The sequence below is a fragment of the Clostridium sp. UBA4548 genome (assembly GCF_002387895.1).
GTDB lineage: Bacteria > Bacillota > Clostridia > Clostridiales > Clostridiaceae > Clostridium_J.
The window spans coordinates 19247-41261 of sequence record NZ_DGLI01000014.1 but is presented as its reverse complement, the minus strand read 5'-3'; the positions used below and the strand labels follow the sequence as shown (position 1 = coordinate 41261).

23 protein-coding genes are annotated in these 22015 nt (G+C 31.2%); 5 read left to right on the top strand and 18 right to left on the bottom strand.

Going from position 1 to position 22015, the window contains the following annotated elements; all coding sequences use genetic code 11:
• Positions 1-402 precede the first annotated feature (402 nt).
• The 3 genes from B3040_RS05045 to B3040_RS05035 are packed head-to-tail and all read left to right on the top strand — an operon-like array spanning position 403 to position 1668.
• Positions 403-906, top strand: a complete 504-nt coding sequence (locus tag B3040_RS05045) for a hypothetical protein (RefSeq protein ID WP_291570833.1) — start codon at positions 403-405, stop codon at positions 904-906.
• Positions 906-1124, top strand: coding sequence for a hypothetical protein (locus tag B3040_RS05040; RefSeq protein ID WP_291570831.1), 219 nt, complete (start codon positions 906-908; stop codon positions 1122-1124). The genes B3040_RS05045 and B3040_RS05040 overlap by 1 nt, the downstream gene beginning before the upstream one ends.
• 13 nt (positions 1125-1137) lie before the next feature.
• Positions 1138-1668 carry an HK97 family phage prohead protease gene (locus tag B3040_RS05035; RefSeq protein ID WP_291570829.1) on the top strand — a complete coding sequence of 177 codons (531 nt, stop codon included), beginning with the start codon at positions 1138-1140 and terminating at the stop codon, positions 1666-1668.
• Positions 1669-1854: 186 nt separating this feature from the next.
• Here the strand turns inward: B3040_RS05035 and B3040_RS05030 are convergent, their stop codons facing one another.
• The 13 genes from B3040_RS05030 to B3040_RS04970 form a co-directional block, all read right to left on the bottom strand.
• Positions 1855-2949, bottom strand: a complete 1095-nt coding sequence (locus tag B3040_RS05030) for an HNH endonuclease family protein (RefSeq protein WP_291570827.1) — start codon at positions 2947-2949, stop codon at positions 1855-1857.
• A gap of 14 nt (positions 2950-2963) precedes the next feature.
• Positions 2964-4037 carry an adenine-specific methyltransferase EcoRI family protein gene (locus tag B3040_RS05025; RefSeq protein WP_291570825.1) on the bottom strand — a complete coding sequence of 358 codons (1074 nt, stop codon included), beginning with the start codon at positions 4035-4037 and terminating at the stop codon, positions 2964-2966.
• 529 nt (positions 4038-4566) lie between these two features.
• Positions 4567-5040 carry a hypothetical protein gene (locus B3040_RS05020; protein WP_291570823.1) on the bottom strand — a complete coding sequence of 158 codons (474 nt, stop codon included), beginning with the start codon at positions 5038-5040 and terminating at the stop codon, positions 4567-4569.
• Between the two features lie 185 nt (positions 5041-5225).
• Positions 5226-5441, bottom strand: a complete 216-nt coding sequence (locus tag B3040_RS05015) for a DUF5348 domain-containing protein (protein WP_291570822.1) — start codon at positions 5439-5441, stop codon at positions 5226-5228.
• A 290-nt stretch (positions 5442-5731) separates the two neighbouring features.
• Entirely contained in the window at positions 5732-7288 is a 1557-nt protein-coding gene (locus tag B3040_RS05010; RefSeq protein ID WP_291570820.1) for an ABC-F family ATP-binding cassette domain-containing protein, read from the bottom strand.
• A 509-nt stretch (positions 7289-7797) separates the two neighbouring features.
• On the bottom strand, positions 7798-8580 hold the full coding sequence (locus B3040_RS05005; RefSeq protein WP_291570818.1) for a DUF975 family protein: 783 nt from the start codon (positions 8578-8580) through the stop codon (positions 7798-7800).
• 215 nt (positions 8581-8795) lie between these two features.
• Positions 8796-9338, bottom strand: coding sequence for a GNAT family N-acetyltransferase (locus tag B3040_RS05000; protein ID WP_291570816.1), 543 nt, complete (start codon positions 9336-9338; stop codon positions 8796-8798).
• A gap of 112 nt (positions 9339-9450) precedes the next feature.
• A complete protein-coding gene (locus B3040_RS04995) occupies positions 9451-9657 on the bottom strand; it encodes a DUF1648 domain-containing protein (RefSeq protein ID WP_291570814.1) in 207 nt (68 codons plus the stop codon).
• Positions 9658-10019: 362 nt separating this feature from the next.
• On the bottom strand, positions 10020-11957 hold the full coding sequence (abc-f, locus tag B3040_RS04990) for a ribosomal protection-like ABC-F family protein (protein ID WP_291570812.1): 1938 nt from the start codon (positions 11955-11957) through the stop codon (positions 10020-10022).
• 480 nt (positions 11958-12437) lie between these two features.
• Positions 12438-12635, bottom strand: coding sequence for a hypothetical protein (locus B3040_RS04985; RefSeq protein ID WP_291570811.1), 198 nt, complete (start codon positions 12633-12635; stop codon positions 12438-12440).
• Positions 12636-12740: 105 nt separating this feature from the next.
• The gene (locus tag B3040_RS04980; protein WP_291570809.1) at positions 12741-13301 is read right to left on the bottom strand and encodes an NUDIX hydrolase; all 561 of its coding nucleotides are present in this window, start codon (positions 13299-13301) and stop codon (positions 12741-12743) included.
• Positions 13302-13396: 95 nt separating this feature from the next.
• Entirely contained in the window at positions 13397-13600 is a 204-nt protein-coding gene (locus B3040_RS04975) for a hypothetical protein (protein ID WP_291570807.1), read from the bottom strand.
• A gap of 34 nt (positions 13601-13634) precedes the next feature.
• Positions 13635-14102: a hypothetical protein gene (locus B3040_RS04970; protein ID WP_291570804.1), complete on the bottom strand. Its 468-nt coding sequence runs from the start codon at positions 14100-14102 to the stop codon at positions 13635-13637.
• A gap of 412 nt (positions 14103-14514) precedes the next feature.
• Between B3040_RS04970 and B3040_RS04965 the strand changes: the two genes are divergently transcribed.
• Both B3040_RS04965 and B3040_RS04960 read left to right on the top strand, forming a co-directional pair.
• Positions 14515-15036: a DUF6241 domain-containing protein gene (locus B3040_RS04965; RefSeq protein WP_291570803.1), complete on the top strand. Its 522-nt coding sequence runs from the start codon at positions 14515-14517 to the stop codon at positions 15034-15036.
• A 181-nt stretch (positions 15037-15217) separates the two neighbouring features.
• Entirely contained in the window at positions 15218-16393 is a 1176-nt protein-coding gene (locus B3040_RS04960; RefSeq protein WP_291570800.1) for a class I SAM-dependent rRNA methyltransferase, read from the top strand.
• Between the two features lie 295 nt (positions 16394-16688).
• Here the strand turns inward: B3040_RS04960 and B3040_RS04955 are convergent, their stop codons facing one another.
• The 5 genes from B3040_RS04955 to B3040_RS04935 form a co-directional block, all read right to left on the bottom strand.
• Entirely contained in the window at positions 16689-17228 is a 540-nt protein-coding gene (locus tag B3040_RS04955) for a hypothetical protein (protein WP_291570799.1), read from the bottom strand.
• A 2-nt stretch (positions 17229-17230) separates the two neighbouring features.
• A complete protein-coding gene (locus B3040_RS04950) occupies positions 17231-17458 on the bottom strand; it encodes a PF20097 family protein (protein WP_291570797.1) in 228 nt (75 codons plus the stop codon).
• 82 nt (positions 17459-17540) lie between these two features.
• Positions 17541-19331 carry an ABC transporter ATP-binding protein gene (locus B3040_RS04945; RefSeq protein WP_291570795.1) on the bottom strand — a complete coding sequence of 597 codons (1791 nt, stop codon included), beginning with the start codon at positions 19329-19331 and terminating at the stop codon, positions 17541-17543.
• Positions 19332-21170 carry an ABC transporter ATP-binding protein gene (locus tag B3040_RS04940; protein WP_291570793.1) on the bottom strand — a complete coding sequence of 613 codons (1839 nt, stop codon included), beginning with the start codon at positions 21168-21170 and terminating at the stop codon, positions 19332-19334.
• Between the two features lie 485 nt (positions 21171-21655).
• On the bottom strand, positions 21656-21865 hold the full coding sequence (locus B3040_RS04935) for a DUF350 domain-containing protein (RefSeq protein ID WP_017414861.1): 210 nt from the start codon (positions 21863-21865) through the stop codon (positions 21656-21658).
• Positions 21866-22015 lie beyond the last annotated feature (150 nt).

The following is a 22015-nucleotide window of genomic DNA, read 5'->3' as shown; positions in this document are numbered from 1 at the left end:
ATAAATGAATGTCTATTAACTGTAAGTACTATTTAGCATCAACTTCTAAACTAAAAAATAAATTTAATTTTATTTAGATATTTGTATTGGAATGATTTAAGTATATTTAGAAACAAAAATGATACTAAAACCAATTAAACTATAGAAAAAGAATATAGATATCTATCATCTAAACTAATGTTGACAAAGGTATAGCCCCTATACGGACAATAATTTTGGTTTAAAAATGTGTAATACAATAACCTATTTTATTTTTATATGCGGTAACTTTATTTTATTTTCAGAGTGTACAGGGAACACGAAAGGTATCTTTTAATATGATTATATTAAAAACACACAGAAGTTCTTAAATGCAAAACTAGAGCATTTAAGGGCTTATTTTTTATCGAAAGGAATGATTTTATGCCTAGAAGAAGAATGGCAGTTGCTAACTTATCTGAATCAACTAAGAGAAATAAGTTTAGCCAATCTCAATTAGAAGAAAGAGAAAAACAAGAAAAGGAAATCGTTGAATTGTTCAATGATGGATTTGAAGATATAAGAGATTTTAATGAAGCTGGACTAGATAACTCTCAAAAATTATTTTACAGAGCAATTAAAAAAGTTCTTGAAAAACAAGGAACTTATACTAATTATGACACTACAAAAATGAGAAGTTTAGCAATTTCATATTGGGTAGTTAGACAAGCAGAAGATATGATTTTAAAAGACCCTTTTAACAGTATTATTGCAAGTCAACATAAATCTTATATAAGAATTGTTAAAGAGTTAGAAGTTGAATTGCAAATCTCACTATCAGAAAGGCAAAAATTAAGAGAAACTACTCTAGATGGTGAATTTTTAGATACTCCATCAGAAGAAGAAGTAACCTCATTACTTGCTCAGTATTACGGAGGTAATAATTAATGATTTACAAAGAAATTGAAAGCTATTCTACCAATGAACAAGATAGAGTTAGACATGCTTTAACTCTAAGCATTATATTATCACCAGTAGAATGTGTCCTATCATCAATTAATCCTAAAGTTTACTATACAATTTTCAAAGCTATACATCGTGGTAAAACTAAAAGAATTAAAGAATTAGAGGACAACTTTAAGGAGTTTCCTTTTAGTTTATTTTAAGGAGGAAAAACTTATGGAAAAACAATACTTAAACAACAAAATAGAAGTTAGAGAGCTTGAATGTGGTTACCAACTAGAAATCTTAGTTAATGATTATAGAGATAGTAGAATGCTAAAAGGTAAAAATGGACAATTCATTGAAAATGTACCTCAAGAAACTTGGAAGAAAGCTATTGAGGAAAATAGAGAAATACAACTATTTATAGACCATTTACCTTACGTTGATGTAGCCGAAACTATGAAATTCGAAGTTAGAGAAGATGGGGTTTATGCAATAGCTACTTTAACTGAAAAAGCTAAGAATCTATATCATAGTATTAAAGAAAATGGTGCTAATGGAGTTTCTTTTGGATTTAAAGCTATTAAGGACACTTGGAGTGGAATTAAAAGGACAATTAATGAAATGCAACTATTTGAAATTAGTATTCTTATGACTAAGCAACCAGCTTATTTTGGAACTCTAGCAGAAGTTCGAAATGTTGAAGTTCCATATAATAAAGTTGAAATTTTAAAAAGAAGACTAGCTTTGTATAAGCTAAGATAATAAGAAGTTTTCCTTGAATTACTTCTTGAAGTGCAACTGACTTACCTCTAAGCTTATCTTTCTCATTCAAATTGCTAATTTCTATAATCGTTATACCTCTGTAAAGACAAAAAACTCTTACCTCATTTTAAGGTAAGAGTTATATTGTAATATTGTAAATTTCAAAATGACTTCATCATTTTAATACTATTTGCCAGATTTCCTTCGATTACAATCTTTACATAACATTTGACAATTATCAGCAGTTGTTTTACCACCCAAATGCCATGGAGTAATGTGGTCGCCTTCCATTCCCTTTAATTCAAAATGTTCATGACAATGAACACAAATACCATTTTGTCGTTCGTATGCAGAACGCTTTTGACTTTCTGAAAAAGCACGAACATTTAAATATTTCTCATTTTTTGTCAAAATATACATATAGATACCTTTTTTATTAGTAACATCATCATCAATCATGAGTTCTTTGATTTCTTTCTCTAATTCTGATGTATCATATAACTTATCTTTAAATTCATCATATAAACTTCCCCAGTTGACCCCCTTCATTTCTTTGCGTTGTACCGGGAAAGTTAGTTTAACCCACTCAATAACATTTCTAAAATAAGTCCATAATTCATTTGCATTAGGGTCATGTTGGTGAATTCTCATATACTCTTCTATCTCACCTTTATTTATCCAACTAAGTGCAGTTTGCAAAATTTCTTGGCGTATAGGAGAACCAACAACATAATCTTTCGATAAGAGGTATGCAGCACAATTTGATTTGCTGAAAATAGACTTTGCATTTGTAAGCCAAGTTCCTGTATATGTTGCATTACGTAACTCTTGGTCGGTAAGGCGTTCTCCAGCAATGTTGATAACCCTAAACCACGCTAATTTTTCTGAATCTGTTCCTTCACAAAAATACACCATTAGCTTATAGTTAAGAATTTGCTCCTTTTCATCTGGTGTAAGGTTAGCAAAAGACTTTGGATAACCATTAATATTTACTGAAAAACCATTTTTCACATACTGACAAAAGCTGATAGTACGCTGTTGACCATCAAGTACTTCAAATGAGCCATCGTCATTCTTTACCCAATACATAATATTAAGAGGAAAGCTGTTGCGAATAGTATCTATTACAGCATTTCGTTTATTTTCATCATATACAAATTCACGTTGATACTTTGGGCGGATATTTAAACGTCCATTATAACCAACAACACCCTCTTCTGCATTATCAATATAGTTTTCCGATATTTCACGAATGGATATTTCTTGTAATTCTATTTTCATTTTGTCAACCCCCATTAAAGAGTCTTATTTCGGATTAAAATTCTTCCGAAAGGACACTTATTTTTACCATCTATGGTATATGCTAAATCGGTACGCCCTCTGTAGTTCTTTGTTATTCCAAGCTCTTTAGCGAAATCACCTGAACCTACTCCCAATAGTTCAAATTGTTCTGGATTCAATTTATCTAAAAATGTAATTGGTACTCCCATTATTCCATCGTAATCGCAAGGAATATCTGTATATGTGCCGATATCAATTGCATCATAATTATCATATTTTATATAAGCATTAGGAGAATATCTCTTGTATAGCGTTATAAATTCTTTGTGTTTTTTTACTGGCAATGTGGTAATCCAACACGAAGAAGCCACTCTTGCAATTTTTTTTCCGTTTTCAATATGATGGTATACTTCATAATAGTCTGGAATTTCAAAAAACATACCTGTATTAAAGTTTGTATATCCCGTTCTTGCTTTATCTGCTCGTATTAGCGGGAATAATTCTTTGTATGTAAGGGAATTAGTATTTCCTATGATGATGAAATCTTTTTCATATTGTGTTAATGTTGTTATAAAAGCACGGAACAAACTAAAAGGTGGATTAGTGACTACAATGTCACACTCTTTTAATAGTTCTATACATTCATCACTTCTAAAATCGCCATCACCATTTAGCATTGTTAAAACATTTTTATTGTTTCTTAATAGTTGTTCCACATCTGTTAAGTCAATAGCACCGTCAGCATTAAGGTCTTCTACTTCAGTTATCTCAATTTTATATGCCTTTTTACCATCCGATACTGTAGATATAATTTCTTCTTCGCCAAAAACGTTTAATTGTGTATAAACAATAGGAGAAGTTCCATAACAAGTAGCGATTAATTTTTTCAATCCTAAATAGTTGAAATTCATTGAGAAATACTTGAAGAAATTACTCTCGTACGGGTCATCACAGTTACAAAGGACTACTTTCTCCTTGAAAAAATCCTTGTAATGATTCATTTCTAACTCAATATCTGCTAGCCTTGTGTAAAACTCATCATTTTTATTAGCTTTTGCTTTGTTCAAATCTTTAAAACTATTTGCCATAATAAACCTCCGTTATCGGAACAGGGGGAGAGTATCCATCTTGATGAAGAATTGCCCTCTTAAATCCGAGTTTATATTTAAATATTACAATATCTATTCCACAGAAACAACCCTAAATTTACCATTGACACAACCTATACACATTCAAGTTTCTACAAAACATGTGTCGATATGTTTCTATATACTCAAAATAAATTTTAGGTTGAGTAGTAAGACTAGATGTCAAAAAACATTTTATTTTTAATGGGTACAGCATGACCTTAATACTACTATCTCCACATGACTATTTCAATAAAATAAATTCTATTTGAGCATATTTGGTTTTTCTACAAAAATAAGAGAAGTGAAAATACTCACTATTGATAAGTACTTATATATAGCAAAAAAAGATAAAATCCTCGACATTTGTCGAGGATATGTGTACTGGATGCGAAGTAACCCAAACTGCTATACTTCAAAAAGTCTATGCCATGGTACTCTTTATTATTAATAATCCTAGTTTTTTACTGAATAACCTTATTCAATTAAATCACCATTTATCAGCTAATAAACACTGTCCATTTCCTATATATTCTACTAGTAATCCATTATGCTCCCAATCAATAAGCATTTGTTCATAGTCAATATAATTTTCTAAATGCATTGGAATCTCAACTAAATCATATTCATTTATATATTCCTCGAAAGCATCAACTTTGCTATTACTTTCAATAATAGTATAGAGTTTCCCATGTTCTAATATCTCAATTACTTCATCAGCTGTAAAACAATGCAATAATGCTCCAACATCTTCAATTCTTGTTTTATGTTCCTCTGATATTTTAAATAATGTATTCAAATCATTTACTTTAAAATCATAGGGATGGTCTAGTATTCCAATCTCATAGTCATTCATTCCATGATTAGTAGCTTTAAATATTTCTTCTTCTAATTCATCTAAATTAGTAACAGTAGTATAAATAGTGTTGTAATTCCCTAGATTATATATGTAAATATCAAACATATTAATGAACCTCCTTGAATTTTTTTAAATCTTTCCAATTTGGTTCAAAACCATATCTGTTGCATATCTCTATATATTTTTGTAATATCTTTATACTCATTTTTTCCTCCTTGAATTTACCAAGAAGAAATGATACAATCTAATTGCGAGTTAGGGAGTGTACCATATCTTTTGGTATGCTCTTTTTATTTATAATCATCTCTTACAAATAAGCCTTCTGATAAATCAAGCTTTATGCTTTCTGATAAAAAATAGTAGCATCTTCCGTTATGTTCAACTCTACCTTTAACCCATCTGTTTTTAATCTTTATTGATATTGGATATCCACAAGAAAGCTCATTATTACCAATGCACCATCTTCCTTTTGTCCATTTTGAAGGACTTAAAAAATCTTTAACCAAAACATCCACCTCCTTTTGAAATCGTTTACAAAGCTAGATATATGAATTCATTTATCCGCTCCTTTCTACTAATAATAAAGTTATTCAATTGAATAAACTTATTCAGCAATTAAAATCATCCCTGAATAAAGTGAATAAATTTATTTAATTGATTATATTAATATTATATCAAATACTATCTAATTTGTAAATATATGTAAGTTCATGTCGAATATTTTTTATTAAAATAGAGAGTACCATAATAAATATGATACTCTCTAATCTTAAAATCGACTGTTTTAATTCTGTCATTATATTATTTTAGTTGTCCAATCTTCACAGTTCCACACTTCAGTTACTACATCTCTATAGAATTCTGGTTCGTGGCAAACGATTAATATTGAGCCTTTATATTCTTTTAATGCTCTTTTTAGTTCATCCTTAGCATCTACGTCTAGGTGGTTAGTAGGCTCGTCAAGAATTAGGATGTTTGTTTCATTGTTTATAAGCTTTGCAAGTCTAACTTTTGCAGCTTCTCCTCCTGAAAGCACCATTACCATACTTTCAATATGCTTAGTAGTAAGACCACATTTAGCTAAAGCTGCACGAACTTCGTATTGAGTATATCCAGGGAACTCCTTCCAGAATTCATCAATACAAGTGTTATTGTTTCCTTCTCTGCTTTCTTGTTCGAAGTAACCAATATGTTGGTAATCTCCAAGTTCTACTTCTCCGCTTATTGGTTTTATTTGTCCCATTAAGCTCTTAAGAAGTGTAGTTTTTCCTAGACCATTTGAACCTACAAGGGCAATCTTTTGACCTCTTTCCATGTAAAGGTTAAGAGGCTTTGTAAGTGGATTATCATATCCTATAACTAAATCCTTAGTTTCAAATATCATCTTTCCTGAAGCTCTTGCTGGCTTAAAGTTAAAGGTTGGTTTTGGTTTTTCTTTTGAAAGCTCTATTCTATCTATTTTATCCAGTTTCTTTTGTCTTGATTTGGCCATGTTAGCTGTTGCAACGTTGGCTTTATTTCTAGCAACGAAATCTTCAAGTCTTGCAATTTCTGCTTGCTGTCTATCATAGGCAATTTCTAGCTGTTTTTTCTTAACTTCATATATTCTTTCAAATTCTTCATAGTTTCCAACATATCTTGTAAGCTGTCTATTTTCTACATGATATATTAGGTTAATTACTGAATTTAAGAAAGGAATATCGTGTGATATTAGTATGAAAGCATTCTCGTAAGCATTTAAAAATCTCTTAAGCCACTCAATATGAGCCTCATCTAAATAGTTTGTAGGCTCATCTAGAAGTAATATATCTGGAGTTTCAAGAAGAAGCTTTGCAAGTAAAACTTTAGTTCTTTGTCCTCCACTTAAGTCTGTAACATCTCTATCTAATCCTACATCTAAAATACCTAAACCTTTAGCTGTTTCTTCAATCTTTGCATCAATAACATAAAAACCATTATGATCAAGCATATCTTGAATTATTGCTGTTCTCTCAAGCATTTTCTCAAGTTCTTCTGGAGTTACATCTCCCATTTTTCCATAAAGCTCATTCATTTCTGCTTCAACATCAAATAAATACTGGAAAGCACCTCTTAAAACGTCTCTAATAGTAGCACCTTTTTCAAGAACAGCATGCTGATCCATGTAGCCTACTCTCACATTATTTGACCAAATTACTTGACCTTCATCTGGCATAAGCTTACTCGTGATAATGTTCATGAAGGTAGACTTACCTTCTCCGTTAGCTCCAATTAGTCCAACGTGCTCTCCCTTTAATAATCTAAATGAAACATCTTCAAATATTGCTCTATCTCCAAAGCCATGGCTTATGTTTTTAACGGTTAAAATACTCATTGGTTATCCCCCTATCTTCTTTCTTTGTTGATTTCTAAGGTAAAGCTTTGATATGTTTAGCTTTAAAAGCCTTAGATAAATTGAGTTGTGTTCCTATATAAGCAGAATTATACTTAACTGCTACAAAAAAGTTTTTGTATAACTAACCTTAATTCTAACTATTAAATTTAAACTATTTTTTCATAATTCTAATAGTCAAATTTTAAAAATCTAATTTTAAGATTTTCTAACTATGAAATTAGCTTGTATTAAAAAATCAAAACAATAATATTATACTTTATCATAGGACTTTTTTCTATTAGAAATTTTATGTATATAGAATACGCTAAAGATACTGTTCAATCATATTTAATTTTATTTTACATTTTTTTCAATGTAAGTTGTTTAAAATCATCCTATAATATAGAAATAACTTAGCAACTTAAATATTAATCTTAGCCTTATATACTTTTATAAATTAAAAAGGAGAAGCCTTTAATCTAAGACTTCTCCTTTTTAATTTTATAACATTATATTAACATATCATTTGAAGTAAGTTCATTATAGGTGCAAAGCCCTTTATTTATTGCATTTTCTTTTAACACTAAATATAACTCTGCTTCTGTAGCATTTTTATATGGATTAACAAATAAACCACCAAGTCCAAAAACTAAGGCACCTAATAGATACCAACCTAAAAATGAAAGACCCAATACAAATATATTAAACTTTTCACCATCAGTCATTTGCACACTTAACTCTACTGCACGCTTATAACCTATATTAGGGTTATCAGCTAAAATATATGGCACCATGCTATAAGCGTAGGCTTTTACAATTCCAGGAATAATAAGTAGTAAAAACCATAAAAAATTAAGAAAATCCTTCCACAACATGGTTAACACTATTCCTTTATATCTTCCTCTGTTAAAGGCAAACCCTATATTATTCATATCAGCTCTATTCTGAGCACTTTCAACAAAGTAACGTCTTCCCCCAACTTCAAGTGGAGATCCAAGAAAAATTCTAAAAGCTGCTACAATTAAGAAAATAATAAGTACAACAATTAAAATAATAGCAATTACAACTATCATGTCACTGTTAAAATCCATATTAAGGTTATAGTCACCATTAAAGTTCGTAAATTCATTAAACTCATTTCTACGAAATGGCCTCTTAAAGTTTGCTCTCATATTATAACTGCTATCACCACCAGCAACAATTGCAATAATCAAGCTGACTAAGAAAGCCTTCCAATAGGAAATCTTCAAAACTGACTTCGCCCTATTTTTTAATTCTGCTCTAATCCACATTATAATCCTCCCCATATTTTTATGTATATATAAACTATTTACAGTCTATATCTTTCTTTATCGTTACAAATACCACTAATATTAATATTCAGAAAAGCATAGAAAAATTCTTGAAACATATTATACTTCAATTGGAATTTAATTGCATTTCCTCAAAACACATTGCTTAACCATATATTAGCAAACTTGAATTTTAGTATATGAAACTTCTCTATTTATGTTAACTCTAAGTCTTGGAGCTCCTCTTTTAGAATAGAGTAACAATAGTCATCATATACTTCTCCACTGAAATGAGTGCTTGCCTTTCTTAAAATCCCTTCAAATTTAAATCCACTTTTTTCAATGACTCTTTTAGAACGCAAATTAAAAGGATAGTGATAGCAAGAAACCACTTTAACCTCTGTTTCAGTAAATAAATACTGAAGAGCTCTTTTTACTGCCTCCACCATAAGACCTTTGCCCCAGAAATTCTTTGATAGTACATAACCTATCATTTTACTATTTACCCCTTTTCGCTTTGAATCATCGTGGTGTCCTAAGGAACCAATTACCTTGCCACTTTCCTTATCTACTATGGCCCACACTTCTTTTTTTTCAATGAAGCTTTTAAGTATGGTTAATGTGAAGTCCTTATTTTCATGAGGCTTCCATCCTGCACTTGGCCCAACTTCAGGATCTTTTGCATATTCATAAAAATCCTCTAAATCTTCTAATTTCCACTGCCTTAAAATCAATCTATTAGTTTCTAATGTTTTCATAAAACTTCCCACTCCTTTCTTAGCTATGCTTAAAAACACATCACTCCACTATTAGTTTGAATAATACTTCCTCGACTGTAAATATCTCCCGAGGTAATATTTATTCATCCTTTTATTTTTTATTTTTTATTTCATGAGACTTAAACACTACATAGGGTAGTAATGCCAATAGGAAAATAAATTCCTTATTCATATAGGAATTTACCTTGCCATCTAAGCCAAATTGCCTTGGTATTTGTGGTGGTAAAAATCCATAAGCTATAGCTGCAATTACTATTGGTATAGCTAGTACAAATATATCCCTTTTATTAAATTTCAAAATATTTACCTCCAATGCTTTTATATAATATTCACCATATTCAAAAATGTATATTAATAATCTGTAAATTCCGTAATTTATATAAAATTATGTACATTATACCATAAATTAACAATAAGTGCACTAAAATCTCATTAAATCCACCTATTCTACAAAATTTTCTTTATGAATTTACAGGTAACTCTTTTCACACTTCCAAACTTAATAAAGAAAACCCTAGGTAAAGGTATGGTTTCTAGGATTTTCACTTTGTAAGTCTTAATTCAACTGCACTATTATTATAAATTAAAATATTACTATCGTAGCTTTAGCTTTTTCCTCTTGATTCTGAGTACAAAGTATTGGAAATTAGTCCTTTAAAGTCAGCTGAACTTTTTTCGTTGTTCTAGAAGTTCCTTAAATTTTTCATCTAATTCTTCATACTCTTTAGAACCAAATGCATACTTAGAAAACTCCCCCAAAACAAAGGCTATCTCATTTTCAATAATAAGCTTTTTCTCTTTAATTTTCCTCTCTTTAAGGATGTTTTCTTCTTGATTTTCCTTACTTATTTTATTTTCCTCAACTTCTGAGTTACCTTTTGCAGCTTTATCTAATCCTTCTAAATACTCCTTAGCACTTCCATTAACTCTAACTATTTTATTATCCTTAAACACTAAAAGTACATCACAGAGATTTTGCAGCATGTATCTATCATGGGATACTACAAGAATAGTTCCATTGTAATCTAATAGTGCTTCTTCAAGCTTTTCTCTGCTATAAATATCTAAGTGGTTTAATGGTTCATCTAGAATTAGCAACTCCTCATTGTTTAAAATAAGCTTTGTCATTCGAACTCTAGTAAGTTCTCCAAGACTTAAAGTTCCAATAGGCTTATTTATCATTTTTTCATCAAAGCCCATGTTAGCTAAAAGGATCCTTATTTTGCCCTGCTCTTCTCTTGATATAAAGTTGAATAAGTCTATAACCTTCATTGATTTATCTACATCAAGAGTCTCCTGACTTAAATATCCTTTCCCTACTGAGGAGCTTATAAAAAGCTCTCCCTTATCTAAGGTTTCTTCTCCTAATAAAATCTTTAAAAAGGTGGTCTTTCCACAGCCATTATCTCCAAAAATACCTACCTTTTCTCCTCTTTTCACATAAAAAGAACTGTGGCTAAAAAGCTGTCTATTTCCATAAGCTTTTTCCATGGACTTACCTTCTATTATTCTTCTCCCCTTTAGACTAGCCTCTTGAAAGCCAAAGTTGATTTTCTTATCTTCCTTAGGTTTATCAATTCCAGTTACATCTATTTTCTCTAATCTTTTAATTTTGGATTTTATCTGCTTATCTTTTTTCTTAGCCTTCTTTCTAAAATACTCTTTCTTTCCAATTCCTAATTGTTCTTTTTTTCTAGAATCTCTATGAGCCTTATCTGACCAATTGCTTAATCTATCAATTTCTTCCCTAATTGCCTCCTTCGTACTTTCTTGGATTTGATACTGATGAAGCTGACTTTCATATCTTCTCTGCTTTTCTTCTCTATAAAAACTGTAGTTTCCCTTATAGATTTCTACTTTTCCATCCTTTACTTCAATTATCTTATTTACGCTCTCATCAAGAAAGTATCTATCATGAGATATGATTAAAATGGTTCCTCTATACTTTTTAAGCTCCTGAATAAGCCACTGAACTCCTCTATAATCTAAATGGTTAGTAGGCTCATCAAGAATAAGAAAGTCCGGATTCAAGGCCCAAATATTAGCTAGGGCAATCTTCATTTTCTCTCCACCGCTTAAATTAGAAAGTCTTTCTTCTTCCCACTGACTTACCTTTTCCATTCCAAGTTCACTGGATATTTGATAGAAATCTTCTTTGAAATTTATTTCGTCACCCTTATAGCTGAAATTTTCCTTCTTAGTGTCTTCATGGCCCTTATAAGCAAATTCTAAATAGTCTACTTTGCTACATTGACTTTTGCTGGCATTTACTTTGCCTTCTAAGGACTCATTTTGTTGTTCTTTAATCCCCTCATTTTTAGTCTTTTTATCTTGTGGTCTCCCCTGAAAGGCTTTATGGGAATAATTACCCTGTTGATGTAAATATCCAATTTCTATATCCTTCTTATACCAAAGAATACTTCCTCCATCCATGTTTAAAGTTCCATATATAATATTAGCCATAGTGGTTTTTCCTGCTCCATTTATTCCAACTATAGCTACTCTATCCCCTTCCACAACTTCAAAATTTATATCTTTTAAAATAGTATTTTCTCCAAACTCTTTTTTAACCTTACTGCAACTAAATAGTACTGTCATATATATCACGCTCCATTATTCATTAAAAATTAAGATTTTATAGGCTTTCATGATAAAAGCTTATTTTATTAACCTTAAGAAAGTCTTGCGGAAACCATTGTAGACTCCACCTATAGATTAAGTCTTAGATTAGGCTCCCTATAGTTAAGAACTCGCCTAAAAATCTACGCAAAAAGGCTGTCAATGAACATAGTCCACTAACAGCCTAAAAAAGTGCATAAAAAAACTGTGACAACACACAGTAAACTAAAGGTTATTCAGACTTTACTATTGTTCTTAACTAATACCAAGTTTAAAAGACAACAAAAATACAAATAATTTCCTTGGAAATTATTTTACATATTTATCCTCTAAACTCCCATATTCAATTAGGTTATTTAGTTAAAAACAAATTATACATGTCTTTCTCCCTTCAAAAACTATTTTATAGTAGCATTAAATAAATATTATCATACTATTTTGTTAATTTCAACTACTTAGTTAAAAAAGATTTAAAATCATTTCAAGCAGCTGTTTTAATGGATTCTTAGATTTGTACAGAACACCTGCACCTATAAATATAAGACCTACAAGTATGGTAAGCCACCCTAAAGTACCATCAAACTCAAAAATAGTTTCTATCAAAATAATAGCTACCCCAAGCAACATAAGTATAATGTTAGGTAATATATCTCTCATAATAAATTCCCCCTTTCTCAGTAAGTATACCCTCTAATTTAATTATATACCTTTTTTATTTACTTTATTTCTACTTTCGTATAAATACTAGTTAACAATATTTTATTATAGTTCGCTTCTCATCTTTCTAATTATCTTATTATAGATTTCTTCCACATAAGGCTCACTGCAATGACTGCTAATTTCCTCAAGAGGAATCCATTTAACTCCACTATTTTCATCCTCTTTGATTGCTAAAGCTTCAGATTCATCTCCTTGAAGCAAATAAGTAACATTTAAGTGCAGGTGAGCAGACACATATTTCCCTTTTTTCATATGACCTAGCACTGGCATAATATCTAAAGAAAAAATATCCTTAACTATTGGTTCCACACTTTTAATTCCCGTTTCTTCCTTTGTCTCTTTTAAAGCAACCCCTAACAAGTCTTCCTCTCCATCGGCATGACCACCTGTCCATGCCCAAGAATCGTATATATTGTGATATATCATGAGGACTTTATCCCGACTTTTATTTAGTACAAAGGAAGAACTTGTAATGTGGGCAAGCCCATTTTCTCTAGTTAGTATATTTTTAAATCTATCTATTGTTTCTAAAATTATTTCCCTATCTCTTTCTTCTTGTTCAGTATAGGGTTTATAGTTTTTTATTTCTTCAATCCAGTTCATTTTATCACTCCAATTCATCCGTAAGTAACATTACATACTCACATCACTTGCACTATGTTTACATTGAGAACATAGTGTGCTTTAGTTTAACCTTTTTAAGCTTTTTCACTTTCACTTTTCTTCTCTTCATTATGCTTCTTCCACTCATATTGCTCTATGGTTTCATTGGCAACCTCTCTCATCATTTTCTTTAGCTCATCTGAGCTTTCTTTTATAGCACGCTTTACCGTAAACTTTATAAAAAGATAAAATACATAAATAGGTATTGCAATGACTATAACATTCATAATAAAACCCATGATTCCCCATCCCCCATTAAAATTATTAATCCTACTATTTTAAATAATCGCCAATATCTCTAGGTAGTTTATAGTAGCCTAATTTATATACATCACATGAACCCTTAAGCATTTCTTCTTTAACTTCTAGTGGCTCCTTGTAAACTAAAAACTTTGGTCTATACAATTTTACACGAGTATGATGCCACCCAACAGGAACCACTTCAATGATTAATATTTTATTGTTAACCACTTCGTAATGCTCATAGTAAGTTCCCCACCAAACAATAAAATCTCCAAAACATAGTATAAGTGCTATTGCTATAGTAATGACTCCCTTAGTCAATATGGTACCATTTTTTTTAATAACCTTATAAATAAAGATAAAACCCATTATATTACAATACATAACAAAGGCTATATTTATTAAATGTAACACTCCGTAACCTAATATTCCTGCAATTATATAATATAAAGTAAAAATTCCTAATACTATTAAGCCCAGATATCTTTGTTTTATCAATGAACCCAACCCCACTTACTTATACTATTCAATAATGAGAAAATTTTTCAAATTTTATTACTAATTTTCCTATTTGCTACATATATTGTAACATACTTTTTTAATTTGAGGTAAAATCAATTTACTTTTTCTAGTGTATTTAATAAATTTATATCTCTAATTACGAAAGCAATTAAACTTATTGCTTATTACAACTGAAATACCTTTATATAAGTTTATTTGTTAAATCTATAGAATTTTACAACATTTTTCCTTACAAATATTGTAAAACTATTACCAACATGTAATAATATTATTAATACTCCATTTTTCTAGTATAAATCTATGGGTTTCTTGTTGCTAATGTAATTTTTATCCATAATTCAAATGGATTTTTCAATATATTTAGTCTAACTTCTGAGGGGAGAATTTTATGAGTAAGAATACAAGAAATTTAATTATTGGTTTTTTGGTGGTAATACTTGGGGGATTGCTTATTTGGAAGGCTTATGATTTTGGTTCCAATGACCTTTTAGGTATTATCGAAAATAAAAAAGCAGAAACTAAAACTACAGAACAGCAAAGTTCAGAGCCACCTGTAGAGTCTTCTACTGAATCCCAAAGCATGTCAGCGCTTAAAAGCGAAGAGGAAATTCTTAATGCTATGCATTCCATGGCTAACACTTTAATAGTACCTGTAGATGGTCAAATATGGGGAAAAGAGAAAATTACTAAAGACAAAATAACTGGGCTTATTAGTGCTATTAATAATTGCGCTTCCTCTCATAAGGAAGAACTTTTAGCAATTTTAAACAAGTGGAATGGCGGGGACTTTAGTACCGCTGTTGAGGATCATAATAAAGTTTGGAAACTTCTTGGCGGCACTATAGGAAAAGCCGCAAGCGTTAATGAAGACGCAGTAAAAGAAACTATTGCAAGTATGAATCCTAGTTAAAAAGCCTTTTCTAGGCTTTTTTTACTTTAAGAAACAAAAACTCTGTTTTACTGATAAAACTTTAAAGATCCTATGCCAAAAAATTTTATTTGCAATATAACCTTCATATCATTATACTAGAATAAGTCAAAATAGTTAAAAATACTAACAGGTATTTCATATATATTCAGGAGGCGCTACAATGGCATGTAAATTTTATTTATACAAAGGAAAAGGAAAAAATGCAGAGAACGGACATCTTTGGATTTATACTACAGAAATAGAGCAGTATGACGGTGAATACCAGAATGGTGATATAGTTGAAGTTTATAACTTTAGAGGAGATTTCATAGGAAAAGGTTACATAAATGATGTTTCTAAGATTACTATAAGAATCATGACTAGAGATATCAATGAAGAAATAGATGAAGATTTTTTTAGAAAAAGACTTCACGCAGCTTGGGAGTATAGGAAAAAGGTAGTGGATACTTCTAGCTGTAGATTTCTATTTGGAGAAGCAGACTTTGTTCCCGGTCTTATCATTGATAAATTCGAAGACTACTATGTTATTCAATCTCTAGCTCTTGGAATAGATAAATACAAAGATATAGTAGTTAAGCTTCTTGTAGAGGACTTTGGCGCTAAGGGTGTTTATGAGAGAAGTGATGCTAAAGTTAGAGAACTTGAGGGTATGGAACAATCAAAAGGATTCTTAACAGAGCCTTTTGATACCATGGTTACAATCGCTGAAAATGGAGTTAAATATTATGTAGATATCGAAAATGGCCAAAAGACAGGATTCTTCCTTGATCAAAAGGAAAACAGAGCAGCTATTCACAAACTTTGTAAGGATGCTACTGTTCTAGATTGCTTTACTCACACTGGTTCCTTTGCACTAAATGCCGGGGTTGCTGGAGCAAAAGCTGTCCTTGGCGTAGATATTTCTGAACATGCAGTGGATTTTTGCAGAAAAAATGCAGAGCTTAATGGACTTCAAGATACAGTAAAATTTGAGTGTCACAATGCCTTTGATGTACTTAGAGAATGGTCAAAGGAAGGCAAAGAGTTTGATGTGGTTATTCTTGACCCACCAGCCTTCACAAAATCTCGCTCTACAGTACAAAGCGCTACAAGAGGATACAAAGAAATTAATCTTAGAGGAATGAAGCTAGTTAAAAGAGGTGGGTACTTTATAACTTGTTCTTGCTCTCACTTTATGAATCCAGATTTATTCAAGGAGACCATTGCAGATGCTGCAAGGGACGCAAGAGTTTCCTTAAGACAAGTAGAATTTAAAACTCAGTCACCAGACCATCCAATTCTTTGGAACAGTGATGAATCTTACTACTTAAAGTTTTACATATTCCAAGTGGTTTAGTTTAATTATAGGCTTTCTTAGTGAAAGTTTAATTTATTCAGGTTCAAAAAGCCTTAAGGGAACCAGGGTAGGACTCATGTATAAGGTAAGTTTTAACTCTGGTTCCCTATAATATATAAGTGAACTTTTAACTTGTATATTAATCTATGTCAGTTCCTTATATTTTTGTAGAATTAAACTATACTTTTACTTTGAAAGCCAAAATAAAGCCCCTGCTAGTTTTAATTATTCTAGCAGGGGCTTCTACCTTATATTCGCCAGTATCTATTAGCTCAATTCTAAATTTAAATCCAAATTACATAATCATATCAAACTTGTTAAATTCGTTAACTTTCCACTGATTACCTTCCTTTGACAGAAAGAATCTCTTAGTAATGGTTTTCTCAAACTCTTCGTTTTCTTTTCTATTCTTTGTAACTATAGTAAAAGTAACATCATAGCTTAGTATACCGTCGTCTTGTATCTTTATAAATTTAGGTTTAATATTTTTTACCTGAACAAGAGTATCCATTGAGGCTGGTTTTATAGTGGTAGCAAAACGCATTCTCTCCTGAGTATAAAAATTAAAACCTCCTTTTGTAAAAAGGCCTTTCATGTCCTCAGCTTCTTTATCGAACTGCTCCAAATATTCTTCAGTAATTCCCTGTTCTTGATATTTATTAAATCTATCTATGTCTTCACTAGTAACAGTATAATGACTATTAATGAACTTAATTAAATTTTTCTCCCCTGGGTCTTTTCTTGCTATAGACATAAGTGTTAGTGACGAAAGCAAAATTAACCCTATAATAATTATTGACAGCTTAGCTTTCATGTTAAATTGTAATTTCCCCATAATTAATGTAACTCCTTTCTGTTAATGATTATCTTCTCACAGTTATAACAATAATAAGAGATAATTGCACTGTTAACTATCCATGCTTGAGCTAAAACTATGCAATCTCTTTTCATTATTTTAGAAATTAGTCCTCTTTCCTTATCTTTTTCCACCCAAATTACGCTCTTCCTTCCATCTGCTTCAATAATACCTTCCTTCATTTCTTGGTTGCAATATGGACATATCATAACCGCACCCCCAATATAATTAACTTCTTCTTAAGCTTACTCATCTTATTTATTAATGCTCATGGACCTTATTATAATTTTCCTACACATAATATTGAGCTTGAGCAGAATACATAAGTTCATACTGGCTTCCACTTTGGTTTATAAGCTCCTCATGGGTTCCTACTTGGATAAGCTCTCCCTTATGAAACACCGCAATTCTATCACAGAACTTACAACTAGATAGCCTGTGAGAAATATATATGGTAGTTTTATACCCTATAAGCTCATTGAATTTACTATAAATTTCAAACTCTGCAAGAGGGTCAAGGGCTGCTGTTGGTTCATCTAAAATTACTATAGGTGCATCCTTAAAGATTGCCCTAGCTATAGCAATCTTTTGAGCTTGCCCTCCTGAGAATTCTATTCCCTTTTCATCAAAGGTTTTATAAATTGAAGTTTTTATTCCTAAAGGAAACTTTTCTATATCTTCCTCAAGCCCTGCTTTGCAAAGAGCTCCTAAAACTCTATTATCTTCAATTTCCTCATGATGCTCTAAGGCTATATTTTCCTTTACAGAGAAAGCCATAAGCTTAAAGTCTTGGAAAACCACAGATAAAAGCTTCATGTATTCCTCATAATCATATTCCTTCACATTTACTCCATTAAGAAGAATTTCACCTTCCGTAGGCTCATATAATCTGGCTAACAGCTTAATGAAGGTAGTTTTTCCCGCCCCATTAAGTCCAACTACTGAAAGTTTTTCTCCTTTATTTATGTTCATAGATATATTTTTAAGAGTATACTCCTGACTTCTTGGATATTTAAAAGAAACACCTTTAAATTCCACTGTGCAATGCTCTAAATCCTCGATGGTTCTTCCACCTACAGGCTTTGAAGATTTTATTGCTTCTAGCTCTAAATATAAATCTAAGTATCTACACATAGCTCTAAATTCAACATATGTTTTTAAAAAGCCGGCTATAGCATTGCTAAAACTAGTAGCAGCACTTACATACATAGTAAAACTTCCAATACCAATGTGATTTCTCAAGACCTTATAGGTCATGTAGGCATAAACCACTACCATCTGCACCTGCACACTTATGGAATTTAACCCCTCAAACTTTCCTATGGTTCCAAATAACTTTCCAAAGCCTCCAATGCTTACTTTATTGTAATCATCTATCTTGTCCATGATGAGAGGGCTTATATCATAAATTCTAATATCCTTTGCCATGGAGAAATCTAAGGTTAGTTCACCATAATACATAAACTGTCTATTTAAGGGTGTCAACTCTTGATAAAACTTATATTGAACTTGTTGAGATTTTTTATATATAAAGGAGTTTAAGAAAACTATGCCTACAATAACAAGAATTATTAAGATATTTAGGGTGGATATTACCGCCACTAGACCTATTATTGTGATAACTTGAGATACTGCATCTATAACACTTCTTATCATCCGCTCTAAAACGCCTTGATTTCTTATTGGAAATAAGGCCCTATCCTTTAAATCCAGCACCTGTGGATCTTCAATTTTTTCAAAGTCCATGTCCATAATTCTTTTCCCGAGATGGAGTTCAAAGCCATTTACTACTTCAATATTTTTTATTTCAACCACAGTATCTAACCACTTATTAATCAAATTCATTACTCCATTAGTTGCTACAATTATAGTAACTAAAAGAATAAACTTATCTATTCTTTGCTGCCCCATTAGCTCATCTATTATAAACTTTGGCATGATGATATTAATAAAAGGAGCTATGGCTTTTAAAATTGAGGATAGAAACAAAAGTGGAATATAGGCTTTTGATATCTTTGAAGCGATTCTTAAAAAGTGAACAGCTATTTTAAAATCCCCTTTTAATCCCTTTGCATCTTCCACTTAAACCACCTCCTGTTCAGCTTCTTCTTGATAATAATGAGCTTGAATATTAAACATTTCTGCATACCTTCCACTCTTAGCTAAAAGCTCCTCGTGGGTACCATACTCTTTTACTTCTCCATCCTCAAAGAAGGCAATCACATCACAAAAGCGAGTGCTAGCAAGCCTATGAGAAATATAAATTGCAGTTTTTTCTCCAACTAAATCATTAAAACCCTTATAAATGTTATATTCCGCTAAAGCATCAAGGGCTGCGGTAGGCTCATCTAAAACTATAATATCTCCATCTTTGTAAATAGCTCTAGCTAGGGCCAACTTTTGATTTTCTCCCCCTGAAAGCTCCACTCCCTCAGTATCAAGAAACTTTAATAAAGTGGTGTGAATTCCCTTTTTAAGACTTCTAACCTTGTCCCCCATCCCTGCTTTTTCTATGGCCTCCATAACCCTTTCTTCATCAAGGTTATCCTTTGTAGTTAGAGCTATATTTTCAGCCACAGAGAATGCAAACATCCTTATTTCTTGAAATACAACTGAAAACAGCCTATTGTACTCCTTTTTATTAAACTCTTTAATATTAATTCCATTTATAAGTATCTCTCCCTCAGTAGGGTCATAAAGCCTTGTTAGAAGCTTTACAAAAGTAGTCTTCCCAGCTCCGTTTACCCCTACAATAGCAAGTCTTTGTCCTGCCTTTATAGTAAAACTAAGATTTTTGTAGATATATCTATCACTGTGTGGATACTTAAAGGAAACATTTCTAAACTCTATTTCATAAGAGTTATTTTTAGGAATTTCCACAGGGTTTGGATTTTCTTTTTCATCATCTAATTCTAAGAAGTCACGGAAATCATTAAGATATAAATTTTGTGACCTGATAAAAGCTAAATCTGCCATCACCTTCTGCATCCACATAGCAAAGCCACTAATGGTAGCAAAATACATGGTGAAATCTCCAATGGTCATATCACCTCTTACAACTCTATAAATTAAATATCCATAAATTATTCCTTCACGGAGTAGAAGTAGTAGCACCTCTACTACTCCTACTTTAAAATACTTGTACTTAATCTTTCTTTGAATTTCTACTCCTTCATTCTTAAAATGTTGAAATTTCCTTGAAAACCATGCCCCTAGCTTGTATATTCTTATATCCTTCCCATAAGAAAAATCATACATGGTTTTATAAATGTACTCAGCTCTTCTATCCTTGTCCGAAATCTCATCCTTTTTACTATGTTCAAAAGTCTTAACCTTTAAGGTTAAAAAGTAAGTTACTAAAACATTAAAAATTAAATATAAAAGTACCAAGGGATTTAGCACGGCAACAATTGCCACATAGCCTAAAAAGGAAACTCCAGCCCCTAATAATCCAAAGAGCTTATGGTAAATCCCCTCAATTCCTGTGCCACTACTGCTAATTGCTCTCTCTGCACTCTCCATATGATTTAAGGTTTCAGGATTTTCTGTATGCCTAAAGTCCATATTCATACATTTTTCCTGCATCATATTAATAAACTTAAACCTTGTTACTATCACCTTAGGATAGTAAGCTCCATAAAAGTATGCTGTTAGGTAATTTATAATAGCTGATAAAAGAAAAAATCCTCCAAGGATTAAAATTAAAACTTCTGTTCTTTTAGACCCCATTAATTCATCAATTAAAAACTTAGGTATAAAAATTCCTATAAAAGGTGCTACTGCAGTCATCAATGTATAGCAACCAAAGTCCCAAAATAAGGATTTATCAGTAGTCCATGCTTTTGAGATTAGGAATTTTAAATTAGTAAAAGTACTTCTTTTCTTCGCTTCTTTGTTTTTCCTAAACTTGTCTTCCCCCATATAATATCCCCCCATTTAATACTGCTTGTAATCTCAAGGTAATCTATCTACTTATTATGCTAAGCTGCTTTCCTTAGCAAGCCTAAAATATTAAATGCTACATTTACCATCTAATCAATTATTAAGCTAAGCTGTGTTCCCCAAACAAAGTGCTTAACCTCCTAATTACAACTATAGACTTTCAAGTGTAACTCTAAAATTATTAGGCAATAGTCCCCAAGAGTAACTTTTAATAATTTACATATAAGCTTAAATTCCACCTTTACCCATAGTAAAATTATACCATCTTTGTAATAATTATAGAACCCCTTTAGTACTTTGAACCACAGTCCTTCTCTGTGTCTTCATCTTAATACTTAAGATATATTTCACATTTTTCTATAACTAAAAAGCTGAAGCTCCATTATACGTGTTAACGTAAACCTGGTTCTTCAGCTCTTCTTAATTTACTTTGCTATAACTGATAATAAAGTAGTGCTATTTTCTTAAGATACTACACTTGCAATAATAATTCCTATTGCTATCATAAATCCAGCAATAACTATAGCTACAGCTACGTTCTTATTTTTTAGCTCTTCATTGAAGTCTATGGATTTTAATATTACATCAAATAATACATAGCCCCCAATTAGTAATACCATTCCTAAAATACCGTAAACTACACTTAAAACTATCCCATTTAATAAACCTTCCATGATTTATACCTCCTAAAATAATTAATATTTATATATAAATAGCTTTTCTTTATGCTCTACTGCTGTTGTTCGTAATTTATGAAAAGTGCGCCGTACTTTATAACGAGCATACTCAACATTATATTGGACTCCTTATATCATGAAAATCAA

What these genes read in the sequence shown, in the direction of transcription:
- B3040_RS05045 (WP_291570833.1), top strand. Translation starts at nt 403, where the DNA reads ATGCCTAGAAGAAGAATGGCAGTTGCTAACTTATCTGAATCAACTAAG.
- B3040_RS05040 (WP_291570831.1), top strand. Translation starts at nt 906, where the DNA reads ATGATTTACAAAGAAATTGAAAGCTATTCTACCAATGAACAAGATAGA.
- B3040_RS05035 (WP_291570829.1), top strand. Translation starts at nt 1,138, where the DNA reads ATGGAAAAACAATACTTAAACAACAAAATAGAAGTTAGAGAGCTTGAA.
- B3040_RS05030 (WP_291570827.1), bottom strand. Translation starts at nt 2,949, where the DNA reads ATGAAAATAGAATTACAAGAAATATCCATTCGTGAAATATCGGAAAAC.
- B3040_RS05025 (WP_291570825.1), bottom strand. Translation starts at nt 4,037, where the DNA reads ATGGCAAATAGTTTTAAAGATTTGAACAAAGCAAAAGCTAATAAAAAT.
- B3040_RS05020 (WP_291570823.1), bottom strand. Translation starts at nt 5,040, where the DNA reads ATGTTTGATATTTACATATATAATCTAGGGAATTACAACACTATTTAT.
- B3040_RS05010 (WP_291570820.1), bottom strand. Translation starts at nt 7,288, where the DNA reads ATGAGTATTTTAACCGTTAAAAACATAAGCCATGGCTTTGGAGATAGA.
- B3040_RS05005 (WP_291570818.1), bottom strand. Translation starts at nt 8,580, where the DNA reads ATGTGGATTAGAGCAGAATTAAAAAATAGGGCGAAGTCAGTTTTGAAG.
- B3040_RS05000 (WP_291570816.1), bottom strand. Translation starts at nt 9,338, where the DNA reads ATGAAAACATTAGAAACTAATAGATTGATTTTAAGGCAGTGGAAATTA.
- abc-f (WP_291570812.1), bottom strand. Translation starts at nt 11,957, where the DNA reads ATGACAGTACTATTTAGTTGCAGTAAGGTTAAAAAAGAGTTTGGAGAA.
- B3040_RS04985 (WP_291570811.1), bottom strand. Translation starts at nt 12,635, where the DNA reads ATGAGAGATATATTACCTAACATTATACTTATGTTGCTTGGGGTAGCT.
- B3040_RS04980 (WP_291570809.1), bottom strand. Translation starts at nt 13,301, where the DNA reads ATGAACTGGATTGAAGAAATAAAAAACTATAAACCCTATACTGAACAA.
- B3040_RS04975 (WP_291570807.1), bottom strand. Translation starts at nt 13,600, where the DNA reads ATGGGTTTTATTATGAATGTTATAGTCATTGCAATACCTATTTATGTA.
- B3040_RS04965 (WP_291570803.1), top strand. Translation starts at nt 14,515, where the DNA reads ATGAGTAAGAATACAAGAAATTTAATTATTGGTTTTTTGGTGGTAATA.
- B3040_RS04960 (WP_291570800.1), top strand. Translation starts at nt 15,218, where the DNA reads ATGGCATGTAAATTTTATTTATACAAAGGAAAAGGAAAAAATGCAGAG.
- B3040_RS04955 (WP_291570799.1), bottom strand. Translation starts at nt 17,228, where the DNA reads ATGGGGAAATTACAATTTAACATGAAAGCTAAGCTGTCAATAATTATT.
- B3040_RS04950 (WP_291570797.1), bottom strand. Translation starts at nt 17,458, where the DNA reads ATGATATGTCCATATTGCAACCAAGAAATGAAGGAAGGTATTATTGAA.
- B3040_RS04940 (WP_291570793.1), bottom strand. Translation starts at nt 21,170, where the DNA reads ATGGGGGAAGACAAGTTTAGGAAAAACAAAGAAGCGAAGAAAAGAAGT.
- B3040_RS04935 (WP_017414861.1), bottom strand. Translation starts at nt 21,865, where the DNA reads ATGGAAGGTTTATTAAATGGGATAGTTTTAAGTGTAGTTTACGGTATT.